Below are 25075 nucleotides of genomic sequence, written 5' to 3'. Positions count from 1 at the left end.
CTTCTTGCTTCCCTACGCGAACCGCGTCACGAAGGGCGATGACTACCAAGCCATCGTTCGACGCGGCGTTCGCGTGGGTGCTCGGGGAATCACGGTCAGCGTGCGCGAGCGCGACACCAACGACACACCTACTCGCTTCGGCTTCATTGTCTCGAAGCGGGTAGGTGTGGCGGTTGTGCGCAATCGCATCCGTCGTCGACTCAAAGCCGTCTCCAGGGAGCTTCTCCCTGAAGTGGGGTCGGGCTTCGACATCGTCTACCGCGTGCACCCCGAAGCAGCTGCGCTCGGATTCGAGGAGCTGCGGGAGCGTGCACGGTTCGGATCCTTACGAGGAGTGCGTCGTATCGCCGCCAGCGGCGACGAGAGTGCACCGAGAACCGTGAGCTCGAGCACCTGATGGGCGGCTCACTCCGCGCGGTCGCGCTGTTTCCCCGCAACGTCGTCATCGCTGTGCTCAACGGCTACCGGCTGTTGATCTCTCCGCTCTACGGAGATGTCTGCCGGTATCACCCCAGCTGCTCCGCGTACTCTTTAAGAGCCGTGCAGGTTCATGGCGTCCTCCGGGGCGGCTTCCTCACCGGGCGACGACTCGTTCGTTGCCACCCCTGGGCTGCCGGAGGCATTGACGACGTGCCAGAGCCTGAACACAGAACCACCACCACTACTGCCCACGGATTCGTAGTCCAGGGCAGCTAGCGGCATCTAAGAGAAAGACGTCACCACACTCATGGATATCCTCGGAACCATCCTGTGGCCGATCAAATGGGTCATCGAGCTCATCTTGGTCGGATTCCACTCGCTGTGGACGACGCTCGGTCTCGATGGCACAGACGGCTGGACCTGGATCCTGGCGATCCTCGGCCTCGTGCTCGTCGTCCGCTCCGCCATGATTCCCCTCATGGTGAAGCAGGTGAAGTCCCAGCGAGCCATGATGGATGTCGCTCCTGAGATCAAGAAGATCCAGGACAAGTACAAGGGCAAACGCGACCAGTTCTCCATGGAGGCGATGCGCCGCGAGACCATGGCGGTCTACCAGCGCACCGGCTCGAACCCCATGGCTGGCTGCTGGCCGCTCCTCGTGCAGATGCCGATCTTCTTCGGCCTGTTCTCTGTGCTCAACGGCGCGCAGCACAACACGGTGGGTGTCGGCCTCCTCAACCAGGAGCTCGCCACATCCTTCTCGCAGGCAGACATCTGGGGCGCACCGCTGAGTGCGACGTTCCTCAACAACGACGGCAACGTCGGAGTGCAGATCCTCGCCGGCGTCATGGTCGTCGTGATGACGGTCTCCCAGTTCATCACCCAGAAGCAGATCACCTCGAAGAACGTGTCGCAGGCGACCAAGGAGTCGCCGATGTACCGCCAGCAGCAGATGCTGCTGTACATCCTGCCGCTCACGTTCCTGGTATCCGGTGTCATGTTCCCGCTCGGTGTCATGACGTACTGGCTCATCTCGAACTTCTGGACGATGGGGCAGCAGTACATCATCATCCGCAACATGCCGACGCCCGGCTCTGAAGCCGCGAAGGCTCGCGAGGACCGGCTCAAGGCTCGGGGCAAGTGGGTCGAGCCTGAGCGCAAGGATGCCAAGGGCAACGTCATCATCGAGGCACCCGTCCAGCAGCCGGTGCAGCGAACGCAGCCCGTGTCGAAGAACAGGGCCAAGAAGAAGGCCTCCGGCGGCAAGCCGAGCGGTGGCACCTCGTCGGGCAAGAGCAGCCCACCTGCCAAGAAGTAGCTCCCCAACTCTCGCTGCCACACTGTTTAAGGAACCCGCATGACTGAAGCAACTCCTGAGACCATCCCCGCAGATGTCAGCACACCGGACCCCCGTGACGACGGTGACATCGCGGCGGATTACCTCGAGGAGCTGCTGGACATCAGCGACGTCGACGGTGACCTCGACATCGAGGTTCGCGAGTCTCGCACGTACATCTCCGTGAACTCAGACGGTGAGTCGAACCTCTCGAAGCTCGCGGATGGCGAGACGGTTGATGCTCTCCAGCACTTGACTCGTCTGGCCGTCCAAGCCGAGACCGGAGAGTTCTCGAGACTCATTCTGGACATCGGCGGCTCGCGCGATGCGCGCCGCACCGAGCTCGTCGGTCTCGTCGACCGGGCCGTGACTCGCATCGAAGAAGGCGCCTCATCGGCTGCGCTTCCCCCGATGTCGTCCTACGAGCGGAAGATCGTGCACGACATCGTCTCGGAGCGTGGCTACGTGTCCGAGTCGGAGGGCGAGGCGCGTGAGCGTCACACCGTCATCCGCCCAGTCGCGTCTGCCTGATCTAGGACTTATCCACAGGAGTTTCCACAGGCGAGAGTACGCTCCTCGGCGAGTCCTACACCTTCCCTCGTTAAAAGCCTGGTCAGGGGCTTATTCCAGGCGATTTGACTCTTGACCCGCCTCGATCCCGCGTTCTCCACAAAGTTATCCACAGCTTTGTTGTCCGTGGACGACTGTCAGGCGGGTGCGGTCGCCGCCGCACGTGTCAGACTGGTTCGAGCTGATTGCGGGAGGCACTGCAGTCTGGCGTCAACATTCACGTTCGAGAGGGATCTCCCGTATGACTGAGCAGCCGACCGAGGTCGAAGTCGAGCCGGCGATCGCCGCCGAGCTCTTCGCTGACCGTATCGACCTTGCGCGGGCGTTCACGTCCGACCTCGCCCAGTACGGGGAGCAGCTCGGTCTGGTTGGACCCCTCGAGTACCCGCGGTTGTGGACGCGCCATATCGTGAACTCGGTGCTCATGGCGCCGCTGCTCCGTCCGGGCCTCGTCGGAGACATCGGCTCTGGTGCTGGCTTGCCGGGTATCGTGCTCGCTATCGCACGCCCTGATGTCAACTTCGTGCTGATCGAGCCGATGGAGCGTCGTACCGACTGGCTGCAGCGTGAGGTGGATGCGCTTGCCCTCGAGAACGTGCAGGTGCGTCGTGCTCGTGCCGAAGAGGTCCACGATGAGTTCACGTTCGACCAGCTGACAGCCCGAGCAGTTTCAGCTCTGAGCAAGCTGATCCCGATCACGGTTCCGCTCGTCCGCTCAGGCGGCGAATTGGTCTTCCTCAAGGGACGCTCCGCAGAAGCGGAGATCGAGAAGGCCAGCAAGGTGATTCGCAAGTTCGGACTCATCGATGTTCGCGTCGAAGAACTCGGGGAAGAGCTGGACACCGAGACGACGCGAGTTATTCGCGCGACGGTCGACTGACTGCTCTCGTTCGGTCGTCCTCAGAGTCACAGTTAAACGCTGAATCTTTGTATCGGTGGAGTTCGATGCAGCTTGGTTTTCTTCGTGAACAACACGGGCGCGGTATTTATCTCACGTGAATCTGCCGGTCATTGTCGATCAGGTGTCCCGAAGTCGGATTCTTGGTCTGTCGGTGTTGAATCCGCACGGAATAGCGTGCCGTAGCTCTGGAATCGGAGTCAGTCGGTCAGACGCGAACCGTTCTCGCTCATAGATACCCCAGGCGCCGTCCCCACGTCACATGACGCCAACCTCGATCAGTTGCAAGAGCCCCTCGCAGAGGCACTCGAACTCGGGCCATCGAGCCCTACGAGCTCCCGACTCCCGAACTGTGTGCTCCCAACCCATTCGTATGAAGCTCTTCGACAACGGCGGCTGTTTCACGTGAAACGGTGGATTTTCGTGGCGCGTTGTTATCCAGAAGGCCTATGCGCCGCGAAACCGTCGCTCGCCGCGCAGCCATGAGTCGGGCCTGACCACCGTCTGACCGACGTGGCTCATGGCGGCGCCACGGGGATGTGGCGGTTTCAGATGCCTTGGAAGCGTGCCCCGGACATTGACGGACTCGGAGAGCTGACCGCGGCAGTGCCGATCGTGGTGTGGTGGTGGGCGGCAAATTCTCTTGCCTGTCGCCCTTAGCCCTGTCGCTCTCTGCTATCGCTCTCCGCCCGTTGCTCTTTGGGGAGGTGTGGAAGGGCACATGAAGGCTCGAGCCTTCATGGCGCACGCCGAGACAGTCCAGAGCGAGTGCAGGAAGTCTGAGGCCGCTGTGACCGCCCTGAACCGCCCCCGACCGCCCCGACGCGGTTCACTGATCTCTGAAGTCTCGCGCGCCATCGCCGTGCTGGCGCGAGGAAGGCTACGTGACGAGCTTGCGGCCAGCTACTGGTCACGGCGGGCTGCGGGCGACAGACGAATGGCGGTGGGGGTGCGGTTCCGGTTCAGTTGGGGCGATACAGGTACGGGCACGGGGTAGGGGCAGAGGAAGGAGGAGAGCGTCCGAGTCGGTAGCGTCTGCAAATCGAGGCGCGGCGCGTGAAAGCCGGCACTGTCACTGTCCGTCCACAAGCTTGTCGGAGCGCGCGTTGGGCGCTGGAAGCTGGTCTGGTGTGGAGATAGCTTCACTGTGACTGTGACTGTGACTGTGACTGTGACTGTGACTGTGACTGTGACTGTGACTGTGACTGTGACTGTGACTGTGACCGTGACCGTGACCCTGCCGCTCTCGTTGCCCCTGTCCGTGCGCGGATCGGCGTTGGCTGTCTCGTGGGGTGCGGTGCTGCTCCCAATCGTCTGGTTACCCGTGTGGGGGCACAGACCTGGCTGTGGGACCGTACCCGCTCGGGACTACCAAATGCGATTGCGTCGATGATGAGCTCACGTGAGCCGCTCGATGTTCGGTCCCGTCGCGGGCAGTGCCTGCACATGACTATGTTCACGTGATCGAACTCGTGACTTCAACCAGTCTCGATGTCTTGTCTTCAAATCGTTCCACGTGAAACATCGTGCAATTCAGGATCCAAGATCGAGGATTCCGCGGTGGCCGCCAGTTGAGCTCCTCGCACAGTTTCAGAACTTCCTTGATCAAGACGGGCCAGTCGTCCGGTCGTCCCGTTGTCGATCCACCACTATTCATCCCAAGACCGACTTGGGCTTGTTTCACGTGAAACGACGGCGGTCGCACCGTCACAGCGCAGGCCAAGGCTTGCAGTCCGTGGTCACCCTGTTGGGACATAGAGCTCGTGTACTCGCGTTCCTGCGTGCTCGCGCGTTGAAGCGAGGAGGAAGTACGAGGGAAATTGGGTGCCTGCGCTGCCTAGTACTCAGCCTGTTGCAATGACCATTGGGCTGAGCAAGCGCGTACACCCATGGATCTCCCAAGGCATTGTCGATCGGATTCCCTCTGGACCCAGTGGCCCCGCAGTCCTGGGGACCACTCTCACCATGGGTTGGGAGAGGGAATGGGATGAGATTGAGCGGGCCAGCCGAAGCATATCGACCGTGTGAGTTTGCGGTCTGGAGTCCGAATCAAGTGCAGCGACAGCACTAGGGGTGCCAAGCTGAACTGCGTCTCTGCGTCTCTGCGTCTCTGCGTCTCTGCGTCTCTGCGTCTCTGCGTCTCTGCGTCTCTGCGGCGGCCTAGCTGCCTAGTGATGCAGTGATTCACTGACTCAGCTGCGTGAAGTTCCGAGCGTTGACGTTCGATGTGTCCGATCTCAATCGCACGCCGGAACCCAGTCGCGGCAAATTGGATCCAAGCTCGCGGCCGCTGGGGCCGGCTAACGGTTGGTGGAGCGCGAGAGTAGTACTGCTTTCATTTGCGCCGTAGGCCCGGGCGTTCGGAGTTGCTGCACTTCGCCTCGTTCGGAAGGATACGGATCGTGTGACTGAGAGGGTTCGCGAGAATGCGTTTGTCATCGAATCAGGCGCGGCAGCAGAGTCCCGGACAGGTGCAACGACTGAACTGTGGATCGTAACCGCGGCGCGAAGTGGGTAGCGGTCCTGCTCCGGCTGTAGGTAGTGAGAGTCTCTAGGGCGGTGTTGTTCCACGTGAAACGGATGATTGTTGGCGCTTGAAGCTAGAGCACCATGACTCGAACACCATGAGGAGCCGGTGTCGCCTCGTTGTCGACTAGCGGGCTCCAGCAGCCGGCCGTCGCCGAATACTGGATGTTCAGCGGCGGCATCTGGTCCTCTCTGTGGGGCGGAGCGGAGTGTTCCACGGGGCTCAAGGAGTTCAGCTCGTCGAACGCGCCGGCTGGGCTCACCGGCCTTGGGCAAGGGCGCATAGCTCGGAACAGTGCCACCTTGTCAATCTGAGACTCCTGTCTGTCGACGAGTTGAGAGTGCTCTCTACGCCGTGGCCGGACTCGATTCAGCTCCAAGTAGGTTAATAGGAAAAGAGAACCTCAGGTCAGCCCCCCACCATGTGGGAGATCTATCGGGACGCGTCTTCGGGCAGCGGGCCGGAGGAACGGTGTCATCCCAGCCGCGAATCCTGAGATGAGGGCTGTGTTCCACGTGAAACAGAACGTGACGGCTGACGACCGACAGCTGACAGGTCGAGTCACGTCTCGGGCGATGATGATCGTGCGCAGAGGCCCTTCGCATAAAGCTAATGCAACGGAGTGGGCCGCCCTGCCAGACCGCATTTGTGTAAGCGTCGATGGTCCATCTCTCAACAGTGATCTGCTCCGCGATCGATACCTACGGGAGTTCTCGATCGATATCGGCATGAGTCGCCGTGGACTGTCCGTCTCCAGGTGCTCAAGCAGTGAGGTCAGGGTAGTTCCGGTGCCCGTGGCTGCCAGAGGTTCTGATCCGTGAGAGAGAGGGCGGCAGTCACGGATTGCGACTCGTGCGAATGAACGCTTCGGGCCAACTGCAACACAGCCCTACACGTCAATTGGGCCCGCCCGAGTTTTGGGAGTGAATTGCGTTCCACGTGAAACGTCATGTGAACGCTCAGGAAGGCACCGTCCAGTGGAGAAGGAACGACAGCTTGGTGAGATGCGCCCAGAGTCATGCTGGCTGGCCTCGTCAACGGTTCGCCGTTAGCGGCTGCTGCACTGGGGCTCGACCACCGTATTGAGCGCTAGGAATGCGCCCCGTTTCACGTGAAACGTGGTCTGCTAGCTGGGTCACCTGAACTCTCAAACAGCCGCAAATGCCAAATGGCAACAGGTAACAGCACATCTGGATCATGGCACGTCTGTGCCGCGAGTGATAGGAGTGCGTTGAGAACAGGGGCTTGCTGGCGAGGTTAAAGGGTGGGTCTAGGGGGCTGAGAGGCTCCCGCAGTGCTGACAGTCGACTGGTGTGGTGGAGTCTGGGTCCCAGTACTGGACAGACATGGAACAAATGGAGTGGTCTGACGGGACTCGATTAGGTTCTCATATGAGTTGCGTGAGGTACTCATGTTCAACCGCTACCGACCCACGGGCACCCCGCGGTTGTGCTGCAACGTGGAATCGGCATGACACAAGACAGGGAGTGAAGGCGTTGGCGAAAGCAGTCGGTAGCCTAAGTTGAATTAGGCCCGTGGTTCCAGTCGTGACCGTCGCCGTGAGGTGCAGTTGCGATCCGCTGGTGTTCGGAGCTCATCATGGAGCCCTCATCACATGACCGGCGCGCGCTCGGCTATCCCTTGAATCTCAGCGTCCGATGGTCTTGTTTCTGAGCGCCGGACCGGACTCTTCGGTTCGAACTTCGAGGTCTCGCACTTGCGAGGTCCGGTGCTCATTCTGCGGCCCACACAACCCGCTGACGTGGATATTGGAGTCCTCACACTCTTGTCGTGTCTTCCAGGTCGAGCCGTGCGGCTTTGTAGCTGTCGGGAGCTTGAGACCCGACCTGGCTTGAGGCCCGAACCGAGCTGTCAGCCGTCGGGTTCTGCTCCACGTGAAACGAAGCCAATACCTTCGTCTCGGGGTCTGTGGAAGGGGGGCGATCCATTAAGTCCCATCGTCACAAACAAGGCAGTCCCGTGGGACGTGTAAGCTGAGCGGTCGAATCTCGTCGTCCGTCGGTCCGTCCCATCAGGCCCTGTGAGCGGGCCCATACTGGGCCCCAGTAGGGCCGCCGCCTAGGGTCTGGGCGCAGGCTGATCGTGCAACGGACCAGAGCAGAACCAGCCTCTTTTCAGGTGTTTCACGTGGAACGAATCTTGAACGCCTAGCCCGCTGGGTGAGACCGAAGCCACGTGTGAAGTACTAGCCTCGGCTCGGCATTTCCAGCGAAGCAAAATACGCAGAGCAGGATGCACGTGAAAGCGTTTGCTGGGCGAGACACGGAGCCCATGCTGCGTCGCGGCGGGCATTAGACGAAGAAGCGTGAATGCTCATGGGCTCGTAGGGGCGCCGTACCGCGGAGATCTCGTTCCACAGTCTCCTTACCCGCACTGCGTGTGCGCAGTTGTTTGACTAATGATTGTCGCCGCATTTTGGGCCCGTAGTGGCGTTTGAGTGGTGGCGGGTGATTAGCCGAGGTGTCAACGAAGTGCCCGCGCCGGTGCATACAGGGGGTGGTACTTTCCCTTCGCCAGCTGCATCGCGATCCTGTTCGTCGACGTTGGGCGCCGTCGCCGGCTGAACATCAACGATTCGCTCCAGTGGTGAGGGTGGGTGCCTCGTAAGAGGGTCGCAAACCCCTTGCTAGTCTCTTGGCCCCCGCAGAGACGGTGGCGGGCGCCAAACAATGGTGGGCTCACGTCCTCCGTGTGTTCCACGTGAAACGGACTGCAGTGATGACGCTGACTTCCTTCAGAGCGATTGAAGGAGGTCAGCGGGTCAAGGTCACAGGTCAGTGAGAGCCGGCGATCAATCAACACAGGGATCTCGCGCGCAGGAGGCGAATGAGATCGAGGACTCTCCATCTCTCCATCTCTCCATCTCTCCATCTCTCCATCTCTCCATCTCCTCGTCTCTTCGCGTTCCGCGTTCCCGTTGTGTGCTGTGGGGCTGGGACCCTGCGGTTTGGTCTGCTGGCCCCTCAGTGCCCTGTCGTGTCTTGTGTCCGAAGTCCACGCTGATTTGCGTCTCTGACGGACTGGACTGGTGCCGAGGAGAGAGCAGACTAGGGCGATCCTCCTGTAGCGGCCGGAGCTCATTGGTTTCGTGGCCTGAGGAAGAGGTGAGTGTCCCATCGGGCCTATTTCGGCAGCCTCTATCGGTCCTGTCCTCAGATCGTTGCTCCTCGCCACTACTGCGGCAGCGATGATGACAACCATGGGTCGGCCCACTGGGACGAACTTGCGCGTCGCACACAGGAGGGTGACATTGGGCAACCCCGATTCAGGCCTGTCGAAAGCTCTGAGGTTCGGTCCGTCCTCAAGCTCTTCTTGCGCACCATGATCATCGGTCTTCAGTCGACGGTCGGTTCTGAGGTCGAGTGCGGGCTCGCTCGGGAACATTGAAGGACGGGGTAGCTTGGGTGCAATTCCGGCCGTTCCACGTGAAACGTAGTCGTCGAGGTGAATGGACGTCTGTTGAGTGGCACGCCTCTCCCTTCGCGCAGATTGCCCGCCACTGCAGTGGCCGGGGTGCGGTTCGAGTCCACTGAGGCGCACACAGCCGTGTGCCCGTTGGTGGACCAGGTCGTGCTCCTGCTTCGGCCTCCGCTTCCGCGGCGCCGGTTGTATCTCTGAGCTGCGGAGGGGCAGGCCACGCCGTCGCTTACGACAACAACAAGGACGCCGGCCTCCTGACTGCCCCGTCGGTCGTGCTGGTCTCGCTGATCCCTCCCACTTCATAGCCCGTAGGTCTGGTCAGCAGCAGGGTCCGCAGATCCGTTCGACAACGGGTCCCGACGGGCTGCAGAATCCAGTTCCGCCCCGTGATGGCTCGCCGGGTCCTTGGCCCCTCGCCATCGGCTTCTCTTCTGAAGGTCCGGGTGCTGTTGGCGGTAGACGGTGCGGTCGACGCGGGATGCGCCTACCGCGTTCGGATCGTGATTCAACGCAGGGTGCTACGCAGTCCAGTTACACGGTCCTGAGCTTCGCATCAGGGCGAGTAAAAATGCACGGCGGCGAGCTGTTCGTGTTCGCGGAGGAATGGGAGCGGGCGCCAGGCAGGCATCCGGGCTTTCGTGCAGTTACCCGATGACCAGCGTTTCACGTGAAACACAACCCGTTCGTGGGCCCCTGAGTCCGTGGATCCGCTCCGTGGGTCCGTGGGTGTGTACGCGCGTGCGCCACTTCCCCTCACCTCACTCCTGGGGGCTCCAAGTTTGAGGCTACGAGGAGGGCGGGCTTGGGCATGGGCGAGTTCGAGTTGGCTGGTCGAGCCTTTTCAGATCCCGCTAGGACCAGCTATCGGTGTCAGCTGTCTCCACGACACCTCAACCCTCTAGCTGAAGTTGATGATGCCGGAACTATGTTCCACGTGAAACCAACTACCCCCACCGCGGTGCACTGATTCCACAAGCCTGAGCGTCACCGCGTTTCCGCGTGCGATCTGGGGCACAATTGAGACGTCTACTTGAGGGAGAGCATTCTTGAAAGCTTCATCTGCCGGCGATGCCGCTTCGCCACCAGCGTCGCAGCTCGACGATTCACCGCTCGCCACGGCTCTCTCTGAACTGAACCAGCGGAGAAAGAGCCTCGTCAAACGAGAGGTTCCCCTCCCCGATCACACGCGCATCTTCACGATCTCCAACCAGAAGGGTGGAGTCGGGAAGACAACAACCGCGGTCAACCTCGCGGCGGCCCTCGCGACGCTCGGCGCCCGCGTTCTGGTCATAGACCTGGACCCACAAGGCAATGCTTCTACTGCGCTCGGTATCGAACACCGTGGTGAGACCGCGGGAACCTACGAGGCTCTCCTCGACGGAGAACCGCTCAGCGAGCTCATGCAGCAGTGCCCAGACATCGACACCCTCTGGTGCGTGCCGGCGACACTGGACCTGGCGGGCGCAGAAATCGAGCTCGTCAACCTCGACAAGCGCGACTACCGCCTGCGTCAGGCAATCGCTGGGCTCCTCGACGAGACCACAGGCACTGACCAGGAATTCCACTACGTCTTCATCGACTGCCCTCCCTCGCTCGGCCTGTTGACCATCAACGCCTTCGTCGCTGCGCGAGAGGTACTCATCCCCATCCAGTGCGAGTATTACGCCCTTGAGGGACTCGGACAGCTGATCTCGAACCTCAATCTCCTGTCACAGGACCTCAACCCGCAGCTTCGACTCACGACGATCCTGCTGACGATGTACGACGGGCGCACCAACCTGTCGCAGGAGGTCGCCGCCGACGTTCGAGAGCACTTCCCACAGGAGACGCTGAAGGTTGCGATTCCTCGCACCGTCCGTATCTCGGAAGCCCCGAGCTTCGGCAAGACCATCATTTCCCACGAACCAACCTCGACCGGCGCGATCGCGTATCTCGAAGCGGCCGTCGAAATCGCCCAGCGAGGAGCATAAACAACATGGCTACAAAAAAACGGACCGGACTCGGTCGGGGCATCGGGGCACTCATCCCCACGTCAGACCGAGGTGCATCACGCCCCTCCGACGTTTTCTTCGACAGTGACACACCTGCTTATCCCACGACTGCATCGACGCGTACCAATGCAGGAAAAGAGGCGACAACGGTCGCGTCTGATGCCGCGGCGGCCGAAGAGGCGGCATCAGACGACGCAAAGACCGCAGAGACGGGTACGGAAACGAAGCCCCCCGCGACTCGTGCAAGTCGTGCGAGAGCGGCAACGACCAAGGCCCCAACGGCCAAGGTGTCTGCTGCCAAGACCCCTGCTGCCAAGTCTTCTACTGCCAAGGCCCCTGCCGGAGCCAAGGCCCGCACCACGGCTGCGAAGGCAGCTTCAGGCATCCCCGCGACTCCGAAGAACGGGGCTGAATCGAAGAAGATCGATTCAACCAGCATGGTCGACGACACGCAGGAGCTCACGAGCACCAGCGCACCGGCGTCGGAGCGTTCGCCCGAAGCGCTCGATGCAACTGCTGCGCCGAGCAGTGCTGACAGCGACAACGGTGTCGACGGAGACGGCCTTATCGAGATCCCTGGTGCGACCCTGCGCGCCCTGGACCCGAGCCGGATCGTTCCGAACGCGCACCAGCCTCGAACCGAGTTCGACGAGGCCGCGCTGCAGGAGCTCATCATCTCCGTCCGTGAGTTCGGGGTTCTCCAGCCGATCGTCGTTCGCCCGATCCCGGCCGACCACCCGCTCCGCGACGAAGCCGACTTCGAGCTCATCATGGGTGAGCGTCGCCTGCGGGCGACGAAGGCAGCCGGTCTCTCGAGCATCCCGGCCGTCATCCGCAATACCGAAGACGACGTCATGCTGCGTGACGCGCTCCTCGAGAACCTGCACCGGAGTCAGCTCAACCCGCTTGAAGAGGCGTCCGCGTACCAGCAGCTCCTCAACGACTTCGGGATCACGCAGGAGGTGCTCGCGGAGCGAATCGGTCGATCGCGCCCGCAGATCAGCAACACGCTGCGCCTCCTTCGGCTTCCGCTGGAAGTTCAGCGTCGCGTCGCAGCCGGTGTGCTCTCAGCAGGCCACGCCCGTGCGATCCTCAGCGCCGGCGAACCGGCAGCCATGCAGCAGCTCGCCGACAAGATCGTCAACGAGGACCTGAGCGTTCGCTCGGCCGAGGCTGCCGCCGCCAAGTCGAGCAGCGCCAAGGCAGACACCCAGGCGCCCATCCACAAGGAGCCCCGCAGCGGCCTCACCGGGTACCTCGACGAGATCGGGGAGCAGCTCGGTGACCGCCTCAACACTCGCGTCAAGGTCACCCTGCGGCGCACCAAGGGCCAGATCGTCGTTGACTTCGCCTCCATTGCGGACCTGAATCGGATCCTCGAGGAGCTCGGGGAGTCGGCACCCGGCAAGTAGCTCGGCCCACGTCGGCGCCGCACCTGGCGGCGCCGACAGCCTGCCCGTCTCCCTGTCGTCCCTGGACTGCTTCGCCACGCGGGTGCAGGTCCAGCGAAGTCCCGCCCAGGAACAGCTGAGGTGGATGCGCGTCGACCGCACATCCACCTCAGCTGTTCGGCGGGGAAGAGCTGCCTACTCGAGTGGTCCGCGCGCTGCGGCAGATGCGGCGAGCTGCGCGTAGATCGCGCTGAGTTCGGAGTCGTCGGCCTCGATGCCGAGGGGCACGATCGAGGTCTCCGTGAGCCCCGGGATGGGGTCTGCCTCGAGGAACCACACGACGCCGGCCTCATCGACGATGAAGTCGACCCGTGCGATGTCGGAGAGACGGATCGTCGCGACCGCGTGCAGGGCCGCCTCGCTGACGCGTTGGGCTTCCTCGTCGGACAGTCTCGCCGGAGCGTAGTACGTCGTCTCACCGGCGTTGTAGCGGGCCTCGTAGTCGTAGACGCCCTTGTTGGCCACGACCTCGACTGCGGGCAGGGCAAGCGGTTCGCCGTCGAGGTCGAGCACGCCGACCATCACCTCGCGGCCCTCGATGCGCTTCTCGATGAGCACCGTGTCGTCGTAGGTGAACGCGGTGACGAGTGCCTGCGGGAACTCCTCGAACGTCGAGACCGACGTCACACCCTGCGCTGACCCGCCCTCGACGGGCTTCACGACAGCTGGCAGCTCGATGCCGCGCGCGATGAGGCGCATGACGGCCTCGGCGCCGAGCTCGCGGAACGTGCTGTTCTCGAGCACGATCGAAGCGGGAGTCGACAGCCCTGCTCGCTTCGCGAGAGCCTTCGCGGTCGCCTTGTTCCACGCGAGCCGCGCGGACGTCGGCCGGGACCCCACGTACGGGATGCGTGCGGCGCGCAGCAGCGAGTACAGGGCACCGTTCTCGCCACTCGAGCCGTGCAGCAGGGGCCAGACGACGTCGGGTTTCGACTCTTCGAGAAAGCTGAGCAGGGAGGCGTCGGGTTCGCGGATGGTGACGTTCGCGCCCGCTCGGCTGAGCGCATCCGCGACCCGCCTGCCAGATCGCAGCGAGACGTCCCGCTCATGCGAGATGCCGCCGGAGAGGATGACGACGTGCAGGCCCTCGATGCTCAATGGGGTTCCCTTCGTAGGAGAGTCAGGTGCCGCGGTCAGGAGATGTTGGGCGGCGGCATGTTGACGCGGTCCGCGTCGGGTCCGCGCCGCGTCGACGTTCCGAACGTCTCGACGAGGTCGAGTTCGCCGTTGATGACATTCGCGAGACGCCGCACACCGAGCTTGATGCGCTCGGGGGTCGGGTAGCAGAACGAGAGGCGCATCTCGTGGCGGCCGCGGCCGTCGGCGAAGAACGCGGTTCCTGGCGTGTAGGCGACGAGCTCCTTCACGGCGCGGGGCAGCATCTGCTTCGAATCGAGCTGCTCGGTGAGGCGCACCCACACGAAGAAGCCGCCGTCCGGCTTCGTCCAGCTGAGCTGCGGGAGGTGCTCCTGCAGGGCCTGGTCCATGGCGTCGCGACGCTCCCGGTACACGTCCCGGTAGCCCTCGATCTGCTGTTGCCAGTCGCTCTGCCGCAGGTACTCGGTGACAACCCACTGGTTGAACGTCGACGGGGAGAGGATGGACGCCTCGACGGCGAGGATGAGCTTCTCGCGGATGGCGTGCGGCGCGAGCGCCCAGCCGACCCTGAGGCCCGGCGAGAGGATCTTCGAGAACGACCCGAGGTACACCACGTTCTCTGCATCCATCGAACGCAGCGCTGGCAGGCCGGGCTTGTCGAAGTAGAGGAGCCCGTACGGGTTGTCCTCGAGGATCAGGATGTGCTCGCGCTTGCAGATCTCCAGCACGCGGATGCGCCGCTCGAGGCTCATCGTGACGCCGGCGGGGTTGTTGTAGTTCGCGACGGTGTACAGGAACTTGATGGTCCTGCCTTCGGCACGAAGGTGCGCGATGGTCTCCTCGAGCGCTTCTGGGATGAGTCCGTTGTCGTCGATCGTGACGTGGGCAACGTCCGCCTGGTACGACTTGAACGTGCCGAGCGCACCCACGTAGCTGGGTGCCTCCGCAAGGACGACATCTCCGGGATTCAGGAAGAGCTTCGACACGAGGTCGAGGGCATGCTGCGAACCGGTCGTCGTGACGACGTCGTCCGCTGACGCGTCGTTGATGCCTTCGAGGCTCATGACCTGCAGGATCTGCTCGCGCACCTCGGGGATGCCCTGCCCGCCCCCGTACTGCAGTGCCTCGGAGCCGTGCTCCCGCATCATCGTGGAGAAAGCGGAGTGGATGAGCTCTTCCGGGAGGGCCTGCACGAACGGCATGCCGCCGGCGAGCGAAACGACCTCGGGGCGAGAGGCGACGGCGAAGAGGGCTCGGACCTCGCTGGCGGCCAGACCGGCGGTGCGGTCGGCGTAGCTGGTGTACCACGGGTCAAGGTTTCGGCCTGTCTGCGGGCCGACGTCTCCTGGATGCGTCACGGGGTTCCTTCGCGAGAGTCGAAATCCCAGGATACGCCCGCGCCGAGCGTTGTCTCGCGAACCGCATGCAGGAAGTGGACTGATCGGCCCGCGTGCGTGAGCTGCAGGCGAAGTGCGTGCGCACCCCTGTTTGCGTCCCCAGCCCCCGAGTCAGCGCTTCGAGATCGGTGCGCGATGGCCGTCGACGACCTGCAGGAACGCCGTCGGCGCGACCTCGATGTCGAGCCCTCGGCGTCCGCCGGAGACGAAGACCGTCGGATGCGCGAACGCCGACTCGTCGAGGTACGTCGGCAGTCGCATCCGCTGGCCGAACGGACTGATGCCACCTCGCACGTACCCGGTTCGCTTCTCTGCGAGCGCGGTGTCGGCGAGCGCCGCGCGCTTGCAGCCAGCTGCCTGAGCGAGCCCGCGCAGGTCGAGCGACCCGCTGACGGGCACGACGGCGACAGCCAGCTGCTTCTCGTCGAGCTGCACGATCAGCGTCTTGAAGACGCGGGCCTCGTCGATGCCGAGCTTCGCAGCCGCCTCGGCGCCGAACGCAGAGACGCCGGGGTCGTGCACGTAGCTGTGAACCACGTGCTCGACCCCGGCAGCGACGAGCGCCTTCGTTGCGGGCGTTATCGGCGCCCTCGCCATGTCTGCTTCCTTCGCCGGTCGGGTCTAGCCCAGGTAGTCGGCGAACTGCTTCTCGAGCGCCGCACGCGGGTATGCGCCGACGACCTCCTTGACGACCTCGCCGTTCGAGAACAGCTTGAGGGCCGGGATGCTCGTGATGCGGAACTTCATGGCCAGGTCGGGCTCGTCATCGACGTTGACCTTGACGATGGAGAGGTTCTCGTGCGCCTCGCTCATCTGGTCGAGCACTGGGGCGACCTGGCGGCACGGGCCGCACCAGGGCGCCCAGAAGTCGACGATGACGGGACCCGGGGCGTCTGCCACGATCTGGTCGAAGTTCGCCGTGGTGGCGACGATCGGTTCTGACATTGGTACCTCCGTGGGAGTTGTCGTGCTTCGTGGTGAATGGTGTTCGGGGCGGAGTGCCTGCTCGGATTGAGTCTGCGTGCGCTCCGGTCGATCAGACGATGACGGTTTCGCTCTCCGTCACCGCGGCGGCTGCCTGGTCTTCCGACTCCTCCGCGATCGGCTCGGGGAGAGCCGCCAGGAACGCTTCCGCGTCGAGTGCCGCGACCGTGCCGGAACCCGCAGCCGTGATGGCCTGACGGTAGTGGGGGTCGATGACGTCGCCGGCGGCGAAGACACCGGGGATGCTCGTGCGCGAGGAGCGGCCATCCACCCAGATCGTGCCCTCCTCGGTGATGTCGAGGACATCCTTGAAGAGGTCGATGCGGGGGTCGTTGCCGATCGCGACGAACACGCCCGTCACGGGCAGCTCGGTGCGCTCGTCGGTCGCCGTGTTGAGGACGCTCGCCGACTCGACGCTCGCCTCACCGGTGATGTCCTCGATACGGGAGTTGAGCATCCACTCGATCTTCGGGTTCTGCTCCGCACGCTCGCGCATGATGACCGATGCGCGGAGGTTCTCGGAGCGGTGGATGATCGTGACCTTGCTCGCGAAGCGCGTCAGGAAGGTCGCCTCCTCCATCGCCGAGTCGCCGCCGCCGACGACCGCGATGTGCTGGTCCTTGAAGAACGCGCCGTCGCAGGTCGCGCACCAGGAGACGCCGCGGCCCGAGAGCCTGCCTTCAGCGTCGAGGCCCAGCTTCCGGTAGGCGGAACCGGTCGAGATGATGACCGTGCGAGCCTCGAAGTCGCCGCTGTACGACGTGGAGACCTTCTTGACGTCGCCCTCGAGGTCGACCGTCGTGACGTCGTCGTAGACGAGCTCGGCGCCGAAGCGCTCAGCCTGCGCCTGCATGCGCTCCATGAGGTCTGGGCCGAGGATGCCCTCGGGGAAGCCGGGGAAGTTCTCGACGTCGGTCGTGTTCATCAGCTCGCCGCCGACTTCGACGCTCGAGGTGATGACGACAGGCTTGAGGCCAGCACGGGCCGCGTAGATCGCAGCCGTGTAGCCGGCGGGGCCTGAACCGATGATGATGACGTTCCGCATGAGTCCTCCGCACTTCTCCGAGTCGCGGGAATCGCGGCTCGACATACAGGCAAACGCGTTGAGACTAGCGACTATTCCTTCGGACGAGGTGTTGAACCGCGCCCGTCGTCGTCATCGGCCTGGCTCCGGGCCTCACGGGCGAGACGCGCCTCTTCTTCACGGCGGGCGGCCAGCTCGATCACAGCTCGGCGCTCCTCCTCGCGACGCTCCCGGCGGGTGCGGGGCGGTTCCTGTCGGCCGACCTTCGGGATCTCGGTCGTCCGCGAGTGCATGGGCAGGATGATGCCGGCGGTCGAGAGGTCCTCGGTGGCGCCACCGAACGCCCAGGAGGCCGCGTTGACTCGCTCCTCGCGCTGTTCCTGCTCCGCAGCCTGCCTGCGTTCGTCCGCAGGGTCGGGCTCGATCTCCTCGGATGCGAGATTCCATGGCGTCGGTGCCGAGTCCTCCGCGCCAACGGAGACGGTTTCTGGGAACGCCGGAAGGTCATCCTCGTCGAGCCCCTCCTCGCCGGGGCGGGCTGGACTCGATGGCGGGCCGGGCTTGATGCCGAAACGAGCCAGGAGTGGGCCGGCGAAGCCCCGGAACTCGGGTGACTTGAGCAGCCAGAGCAGGGGGAAGTAGAAGAGGGCCATGATGCCGGCGCCGATCGCGCACGAGACGAGCGCCTGGAAGATGCCGGAGCGGGGGAAGCCGTCCTCCTGGAACGTGCCGAGCAGCACCATGACGATCAGGGCTGGGATGGATGCAGCGATGGCCGCGATCGTGAAGCGCACGTAGGAGCGAACGATGTTCGCGAAGTCGAGCTGGCCCATCCGCTTCCGCAGGATGAAGAGCAGGATCGCGAGCCGCAGGGTCGACATGATCGACTGCATCAGGGCGAGGCCCACGACGATGAGCTCGACCGGCCCGATCGCGGCGAGCGCCATGCCGAAGATGTGCAGTGGCAACGTGAAGAGGAACACGAAGAAGATGGTCTTGGTGTCCTCGAGCGCGTAGAAGGCGCGCTGCACGAGGAACAGGCCACTGAATGGGATGAGGCCGACCAGGAACGCGATGAGGATCGCCGCGATCGAGTTGATGCCGGCATCCGTCGTCGCGAAGATCCGCGCGAACGGCACAGCCACGAGTGCGAGGCCGAACCCGGCGAACAGCAAGAACATGCCGATGAGGCGCGAGCCCTCGGAGAGGTCGCGGATGAAGTCCTGGGGTCTGTCGTCACTGATCGCCGCGCTCATGCGGGTGAAGAACGCAGTGGCGATCGAGACGGCGATGACGGCGTGCGGGAGCGCGAAGATGAGGAACGCGTTCTGCATGGCCGCGATCGACGCGTTCTCACCGGATGCCAGGTAGGCGACGATCGTCTCGACGAGGCCGGCGAGCTGCATGACGAGCAGCATGCCGAGCGTCCACCCGGCGAGCTTGCCGACCTGACCGAGGCCCGTGCCGCGGAACTGGAAGTCCAGGCCGAAGCGCAGGCCGGCGCGACGCCAGAAGAACAGCAGCACGATCGTCTGCATCGCGACGCCGAGCGTGGCGGTGCCGCCGAGCGTCGCGATCATCGTCGGGTCCCACGAGTCGATGTTGCGCCCGGTACCCGTCGGGTCGGCGCCGAACACGGAGCTGAACAGCAGCAGGCCTGCGATGCCGACGACGTTGTTGATGACGGGCGCCCACGCGAACGGCCCGAAGAGGCCGCGGGCGTTGAGGATCTCGCCGAGGACGGCGTACATGCCGTAGAAGAAGATCTGCGGCATGCACCAGTAGGCGAACGCCACGAGGAGCCCCAGCTGTTCGGGGCTGAGGCTCGCGCCGTAGAGCGCGCCGATGATGGGCGCGCCTACGGTCGCGAGGATCGTCAGCCCGCCCAGCAGCACCATGGCGAGCGTCACGAGCCTGTTGACGTAGAGCTGACCGCCGTCTTCGTGTCTCGCTGCCTTGACGACCTGCGGCACGATGACGGCGTTGAGGAGCCCGACCGAGATGATCGAGTAGATGTTGCTCGGCAGCTGGTTCGCCCCGGCGTAGGCGTCGGCGGAGACGCCGATGACACCGATCGTCTGCGCGATGACGATGGCCTTCACGAAGCCCAGCACGCGAGACACCATGGTGCCCGATGCCAGGAGCGCGCTCGCCCGAGCGATGCCCTGAGCCATGCCTACTCCTCGGTCTTCGCCGCGTCGGCGGTCTGGGTGTCAGCCGCGTCGGCTTGGGTGCTGTCCTCGGCGGAGGTCTGAGCGTCCGAAGGCTCGGCTCCGGGTCCGGCCACTGCCGCGAGCCGACGACGGATGGTGCGCACGAGACCCGCGATGAAGAGCACGGCCAAGCCGGCGCTCGCGACGAGGATCGCGATGCTCTCCCATTCGGCGCGCACATCCAGGCGAATCTGCTTCGTCGAGGAGAGCTGCTCGCCATCCGGGGTCATGACGTTCACGGTGACGTACGTCGGTCCGTTGGCGATCGCCTTGATGGGGATGCCGACCCGCGACATCGAGTTCGGCTCGATCGTGAGGGCGACGGCGTCGCCAGTCTCGACGGCGCCCGTCGTCGGCCTCAACTCGACGAGCACGGTGACTTTGCGGTCCTGGATCGCGTTGGACACGAAGAGCGGCAGCTCGGTGTCGCGGCCGACGATGAGCGCCTCGCTCGTGTCCCCGAGCTGGACATACGACTCCGTGAGCGTGACGTGGTTGCGGAGCCCGCTGACGGCAGTCTGCGCCTCTGCCGGTGTGGTCGCCCACCCGGTTGCGAGGGCACCGATGCCGGCGACTCGGACCGGGTCGCTGTAGTCCTGCGGGTCCTCGAAGATCGTCGAGATGACCTGCGCGCGCTCGATGGTCTGCATGACGTTCGTCATGCGGTTGAACGCGGACTCGCCGACGCTTCCGTCGATGAGGGAGGCCTCCCGCCGCCCGGTGTCGGCGTCGCTCGGGAACGTCAGCGGTGTCGCTGAAGCCCAGCTCAGCCCATCCACGAACTGCAGGGTCTGTGCGAGGCGATCGCCGTCGAACTCGTCGCGCGTCACCGTGCCGACCAGCGTGCGCGGCTCGTAGGGGAGTTCGCGCGTCACGACGGCCAGGAGCGTCGCGATGCGCGTCGCCGCCTCGTTCCATTCCTCGTCCGTGGTGGCGTGCACGGCGTCGTCGATCGCGTCGTCGAGGGTCTTCTCGGCGATGACCGCGCTCCAGCCTGCGACCGTGGCCTGCGCGCTCTCGGTGAAGTCCGCGTCCGCGCTGACCCCCGTGTTGGAGTCGTCCAGGATGAGGGACTCGCCGCCCCAGTCGCGGAACCTGTCGAGGTCTGCCGACTGGACGGTGCCAGCCTGCGGCCAGACGACGCCGCTCATCGTGTACGGGAAGCTGACGAGGCTCTCGGTCGTGGGCAGCGGCGGTGCGACCGGCTCAGGATCCTCTGTGGCGGTTGGCGCGGGGGACTCGGTCGTGGTCGCCTCGGGGGACGAGGACGATTCCGAGCTGCCCTCTGCGTCGGTGCCCGCCGCCTCGTCCTCGGAGGGGGTGAGCGTCCCGGTGTCGGCGCTCTCGGTCGGCGTCGGCGTCGGCGTCGGCGTCTGGGTTTCCGCGGGATCGGCGAAGTTCGCGGGATCGATGTCGAAGTCGAAGTTCGTGACCTCCAGCGGCTGCTGGGCCCCCCACTGCGACTGGAGGGTGAGGCTCGCATCTGCGAAGGGAAGCTCGAACGTCTGATTGTCGATCGCCGTCAGCCGGTCCAGCCATGTGAGCGCCGACTGCGGGGCTGCAGAACCGAGCACGCGGATCGAGGCCAGGAGGCGGGGGTCGATCGCGACCGTCGAGTTCGGGCTGGCCTCGACCGCGGTGAGGATCTTCTCGAGGCGCCCGCCCGGGGCCGTCTCCTCGGCGAGCCGCGCGCTGCTGAGCAGCGCCTCATCGGCGTCGACGAACAGGCCGGAGGTGATGGGAACGACGGTCGAGACGAGCGTCGGCTCAGCGGCAGCGACACCGTTGAGCACGATCGTGGAACGCGCCTGTGCGAGCTTCGAGTCACCGTTCGTGAGGGTCGCGGCCATGGCTCGGGGACCGAAGTCGTCGGTGGCGGCGAACGGCAGCCCCTCCGCAGATACCGACACGTTCACGAGCTCGGTCTCCCCGGGCGGGACGCTCTCCGTTGCGAGGTCCGCGACGACGTCGAGCCGGTCAACCGCGGACTCGTTGCTCGAGGAGCTCCACGCATTCAACGCGAACCTCGTGTCGATCGTCGACGAACCGACCGCGAGCTCGAGCTGGCCGGGCGCGATCTCGGCATCCGTCTTGTTCACGACGACGAGCTCCACGACGAGCGGTCCGCCTGGCTGCACGAGACCGCCGTCGGCCGGCGCGGCGAAGATCGAGACCTGCCCGTCCGGCGCGTCGGCGATGGCTCGCGGCGCGGCTGTCGAGGCGCTGACCGTGGCCGGGCTCGTCTGGTTCGTGGGTGCAGCTGACGCGCCACCGGTGACCCCGAGCGCCAGCACCGACGCCAGGAGCGTCGCAGGGACAACCCGGCGTGCACAGGCACGCAGGAACCGTGGCACAGCGGCGCGCGGTGCGTGGTCCATGACCTCCATAGTAAGGACGGACGGCGAGGTGGCGAGCTGAACGCGCCCTCAGAGGCGAGCGGACCGTCCGCCTCGCCTCGTAGAATGAGCGGATGCAAAACGTGCAGTCCGCCATGGAACGCCTTCGCGGACTCGCGACCGCGTCTCCCGTCGCCGAGCTCGCCTCCGCCTTCGAGGCCGCGGGCTTCGAGCTCGCCCTGGTCGGCGGTCCGGTGCGAGATGCCTTCCTCGGGAGGGACGTCACCGACCTCGACTTCACGACGAACGCTCGGCCAGATGAGATCCTCCGCATCGTCGCCCCGATCGCGGATGCGCACTGGGACATCGGTCGCGAGTTCGGCACGATCGGGGCACGGTTCTCCGGTGAGACCGTCGAGATCACGACCTACCGCGCCGACAGCTACGACGGGACCTCCCGGAAGCCCGTCGTGGCGTTCGGCGACACCATCGACGGCGACCTGCATCGGCGCGACTTCACCGTCAACGCGCTTGCCCTGCAGCTCCCGGCGCTCACGCTCGTCGACCCCTCCGACGGCACGAAAGACCTCATCGAGACGACCCTGCGCACGCCCATCGAGGCTGCAGTATCGTTCGGCGACGACCCGTTGCGGATGCTGCGGGCGGTGCGGTTCACCTCGCAGCTCGGCTTCCAGCTCGACCGCGACTCCTTCGACGCGATCGTCGAGCTGCGGCGGCGCATCCTCGATATCTCCGCGGAACGAGTGCGCGACGAGCTCGTGAAGCTGCTCAAGACGGACACGCCTCGGCCAGGCCTCGAGCTGTTCGTCGAGACGGGGCTCGCCGAGCTCGTGCTGCCGGAGCTGCCCGCGCTGCAGCTCGAACGCGACGACGCGCACCGGCACAAGGACGTCTACGAGCACTCCATCACGGTGCTCGAACAGGCCATCAGCCTCGAGCGCGAGCGCAACCCCGGAGCGGACTCGGACCTCGTCCTGCGCCTCGCCGCGCTGCTGCACGACATCGGCAAGCCCAAGACGAGACGCTTCGGCGAGGGGCGGAAGGTCACCTTCTACAACCACGACGTCGTCGGCGCGAAGCTCGCGCGCAAGCGCCTCACGTCACTGCGGTTCGACAACGACACCATCAAGTCGGTGGCGCGTCTCGTCGAACTCCACATGCGGGTCTTCAACTACGAGGGCGCGGGCTGGACCGACTCGGCAGTGCGACGATTCGCGCGAGACGCCGGACCAGAGCTGCAGCGGCTCCTCATCCTCATCCGCGCCGACATCACGACGCGCAACCAGCGGAAGTCCGATCGGCTCCTCTTCGCGATCGACGACCTCGAGCGGCGCATCCTGGAACTGCAGGAGAAGGAGGAGCTCGACTCCGTGCGCCCCAGTCTCGATGGGGAGCAGATCATGGCGATCCTCGACATCGCCCCCGGCCCGCTCGTCGGCAAGGCATACAAGCACCTGCTCGAGGTGCGCCTCGACGAGGGTCCGCTCGAGCACGACGACGCGAAGCAGCGACTGCTCGACTGGTGGGAGCAGAACCGGCCGTAGCGGCACCGCTCCGAAGCGGCACCAGTCCGAGGCGGCACCGGTCCGAAGCGGCACCGGTCCGTCGTGGCGCCGGTCCGTCGTGGCGCCGTTGAGGCGCGTGATGACTTTCGGTGACGGTGATGGGTTTTTTCCCATCACCGGTCGTGAAAACCCATCACGGACGGTGCACGTTTGGATGCACGGGCAGGGGATTCAGCGCGGCTGGTCTGCCAAGCGAACTCTGGTCTGTCGAAGCAACGCAGAACGGCCCCCTCCGAAGAGGGGGCCGTTCGTGTCGATGCGACTGGAGCTACTCGGCGAGCGCGTACTGCGAGAGGTTCGAGTCGTAGCAGGAGACGTAGCTTGAGCTACTCGCCTCCACGATCACGGTTCCATTGACCGTCAGGGTGCAGGAGAGCTCTGACTGGTCGTTGTAGTCGCTGTGGCTCGCGGAAACAGACGCGAGGGTGCTGTCGTATCCGTACGAAGCCTCGTACTTCATCGTGGTGGTCTCCGACCACGGCACTGCTGTCGCAAGCGCCTCCGTGTCGACCTGGACACGGTCCGAGCCAGCCAGGCCGTTCTCGTAGCTGTACGTGATGTCGACCGGGGAGGTGCCCGTGCTGGTGATGGTCAGTTCGATCTCCAGCTCACCGGATGACTCGTCCGAGAGCTCATCGATCTGTGTCGTGGCCTCGTCGGAGATGTCCTGCGCAACCCCTGCGCTCGTGGCCAGGGTGATCGCCCAGCCGCCGAGCAGCGCGATGCCGCCAAGCGCTACGCCGATGATTGCGAAGAGCTTCTTCGCGTTGAAGCGCTTGACGACGAGGCCGGCGATGCCCAGGCCGATAGCGGCGAGCGCGAACACGATCGCCAAGAAGTACCCGGCGAAGGGAATGAGGCAGATCAAGAGAGCCAAGGCACCCGCGATCGTTGCGATCAGGCCGAGAACGTTGAAGCCGCCCTTGCCCTGCGGGGCGTAGTTGCCATACTGCTGCTGCTGGCCTCCGCCAGCACCGCCGGCTGCTCCGTAGGCAGGAGCCGCTCCGTAGGCGCCGGGAGCTGCGTTCGGGTCCTGGGACTGGGCGCCGTAGGCGTTGCCCTGTCCGGACGTGCCGTACGCGTCGGGTGCCGGAGCCGAGCCGTACGCGTTGTTCTGCGCTGATGCCCCGTACGCGTCGGGTGCGGGTGCTGACCCGTAGGACCCGGGTGCGCTGTCGTTCCCGTAGCCGTTTCCGGCCGAGTAGTCGGGAGTGCTGCCGTAGCTCGGAGCCGAGTAGTCGCTTCCGGATGCGGAGGGTGCCGTGTACGAGGTGTCCCCCGTGTACGAGCCAGCGCTCGGCGACGAGTAGGAGTTGTCGCTCGACGCCCCGTAGCTGGAGTTGTCGCTCGACGAACCGTAGTTGGGGGTCGAGTATCCCGAGTTCGACGATGCGCTCGGCACGCTCGAACCGGTCGAACCGGAGTAGGACGACTGCCCGCCCTGGTAGCCGGATGCGGAGCCCGGGGCCTCGTAGGAGCCGCCAGGCGCCGTGTAGTTGCCCGGGGCCTGGTAGTTGTCGCCGCTCGAGCCGTAGCTGCTGCCGACGCCGTAGCCGTTGCTCGAGCCCTGCTCGGCCGCGCCGGGCTGGTCGCCGAACGCCGCCTGAGGAGCTTGCGACGCCGCAGCGTCGCCTTCCTGCGGTGCTGAGTTCTGTGGCACTGGGGCGTTCGGGTCGCGTTCGCCCGCGCCGCCTGTTGGATCGCTCATGATTCCCCTAGGTAGTGGTGCGTTTCAGCGGACCACGGGGGCCGCCGGTTGTGCTGGAAAGAGCATATTCGTTCGCGAGTCGGGGAGTTCTTCCA

Annotated in this window: 16 protein-coding genes; 8 read left to right on the top strand and 8 right to left on the bottom strand. The window is 64.7% G+C overall.

The annotated features are described in order from the left end of the window. Nucleotides 1–4 precede the first annotated feature (4 nt). The 7 genes from rnpA (at nucleotide 5) to C5E06_RS16145 (ending at nucleotide 12595) form a co-directional block, all read left to right on the top strand. Nucleotides 5–397 carry a ribonuclease P protein component gene (rnpA, locus tag C5E06_RS16185; RefSeq protein ID WP_104244028.1) on the top strand — a complete coding sequence of 131 codons (393 nt, stop codon included), beginning with the start codon at nucleotides 5–7 and terminating at the stop codon, nucleotides 395–397. Next, the gene (yidD, locus tag C5E06_RS16180) at nucleotides 397–696 is read left to right on the top strand and encodes a membrane protein insertion efficiency factor YidD (RefSeq protein WP_104244026.1); all 300 of its coding nucleotides are present in this window, start codon (nucleotides 397–399) and stop codon (nucleotides 694–696) included. Before rnpA ends, yidD begins: the two co-directional genes overlap by 1 nt. A 31-nt stretch (nucleotides 697–727) precedes the next feature. Continuing rightward, a complete protein-coding gene (yidC, locus tag C5E06_RS16175; protein ID WP_104244024.1) occupies nucleotides 728–1738 on the top strand; it encodes a membrane protein insertase YidC in 1011 nt (336 codons plus the stop codon). A gap of 39 nt (nucleotides 1739–1777) precedes the next feature. After that, complete coding sequence (locus C5E06_RS16170; protein ID WP_104244022.1) at nucleotides 1778–2287, top strand: R3H domain-containing nucleic acid-binding protein; 510 nt, start codon at nucleotides 1778–1780, stop codon at nucleotides 2285–2287. Nucleotides 2288–2567: 280 nt separating this feature from the next. Beyond that, nucleotides 2568–3206: a 16S rRNA (guanine(527)-N(7))-methyltransferase RsmG gene (rsmG, locus tag C5E06_RS16165; RefSeq protein WP_104244020.1), complete on the top strand. Its 639-nt coding sequence runs from the start codon at nucleotides 2568–2570 to the stop codon at nucleotides 3204–3206. Between the two features lie 7032 nt (nucleotides 3207–10238). Next, the gene (locus tag C5E06_RS16160) at nucleotides 10239–11162 is read left to right on the top strand and encodes a ParA family protein (RefSeq protein ID WP_104244018.1); all 924 of its coding nucleotides are present in this window, start codon (nucleotides 10239–10241) and stop codon (nucleotides 11160–11162) included. A 458-nt stretch (nucleotides 11163–11620) separates the two neighbouring features. After that, nucleotides 11621–12595 (top strand): ParB/RepB/Spo0J family partition protein, encoded by a 975-nt coding sequence (locus tag C5E06_RS16145; RefSeq protein WP_104307639.1) that lies wholly within the window; start codon nucleotides 11621–11623, stop codon nucleotides 12593–12595. Between the two features lie 174 nt (nucleotides 12596–12769). On the opposite strand, the gene C5E06_RS16140 is transcribed toward C5E06_RS16145, so the two are convergent. The 7 genes from C5E06_RS16140 to C5E06_RS16110 form a co-directional block, all read right to left on the bottom strand. Beyond that, nucleotides 12770–13732 (bottom strand): D-alanine--D-alanine ligase, encoded by a 963-nt coding sequence (locus tag C5E06_RS16140; RefSeq protein WP_104307572.1) that lies wholly within the window; start codon nucleotides 13730–13732, stop codon nucleotides 12770–12772. A gap of 35 nt (nucleotides 13733–13767) precedes the next feature. Next, nucleotides 13768–15090, bottom strand: a complete 1323-nt coding sequence (locus tag C5E06_RS16135; RefSeq protein WP_104244015.1) for a PLP-dependent aminotransferase family protein — start codon at nucleotides 15088–15090, stop codon at nucleotides 13768–13770. A 150-nt stretch (nucleotides 15091–15240) separates the two neighbouring features. Then, complete coding sequence (gene ybaK, locus C5E06_RS16130) at nucleotides 15241–15726, bottom strand: Cys-tRNA(Pro) deacylase (protein ID WP_104244013.1); 486 nt, start codon at nucleotides 15724–15726, stop codon at nucleotides 15241–15243. Nucleotides 15727–15750: 24 nt separating this feature from the next. After that, entirely contained in the window at nucleotides 15751–16074 is a 324-nt protein-coding gene (trxA, locus tag C5E06_RS16125; protein WP_104244011.1) for a thioredoxin, read from the bottom strand. A gap of 91 nt (nucleotides 16075–16165) precedes the next feature. After that, nucleotides 16166–17158, bottom strand: coding sequence for a thioredoxin-disulfide reductase (gene trxB / locus C5E06_RS16120; RefSeq protein WP_104244178.1), 993 nt, complete (start codon nucleotides 17156–17158; stop codon nucleotides 16166–16168). A 71-nt stretch (nucleotides 17159–17229) separates the two neighbouring features. Beyond that, nucleotides 17230–19311, bottom strand: coding sequence for a murein biosynthesis integral membrane protein MurJ (gene murJ, locus C5E06_RS16115; RefSeq protein WP_219820235.1), 2082 nt, complete (start codon nucleotides 19309–19311; stop codon nucleotides 17230–17232). A 2-nt stretch (nucleotides 19312–19313) separates the two neighbouring features. Continuing rightward, nucleotides 19314–21728 (bottom strand): DUF6049 family protein, encoded by a 2415-nt coding sequence (locus tag C5E06_RS16110; RefSeq protein WP_104307571.1) that lies wholly within the window; start codon nucleotides 21726–21728, stop codon nucleotides 19314–19316. A 92-nt stretch (nucleotides 21729–21820) separates the two neighbouring features. On the opposite strand from C5E06_RS16110, the gene C5E06_RS16105 reads away from it, so the two are divergent. Continuing rightward, complete coding sequence (locus tag C5E06_RS16105; protein ID WP_104307570.1) at nucleotides 21821–23251, top strand: CCA tRNA nucleotidyltransferase; 1431 nt, start codon at nucleotides 21821–21823, stop codon at nucleotides 23249–23251. Between the two features lie 289 nt (nucleotides 23252–23540). Here C5E06_RS16105 and C5E06_RS16100 read toward each other — a convergent pair whose 3' ends face one another. Next, entirely contained in the window at nucleotides 23541–24980 is a 1440-nt protein-coding gene (locus tag C5E06_RS16100; RefSeq protein WP_104341962.1) for a DUF308 domain-containing protein, read from the bottom strand. Between the last annotated feature and the right edge of the window lie 95 nt (nucleotides 24981–25075).

Origin of the sequence: Pseudoclavibacter sp. RFBI5 (assembly GCF_002931395.1) — a bacterium.
Lineage (GTDB): Bacteria > Actinomycetota > Actinomycetes > Actinomycetales > Microbacteriaceae > Pseudoclavibacter.
This window is presented reverse-complemented; position numbering and strand designations above follow the sequence as displayed.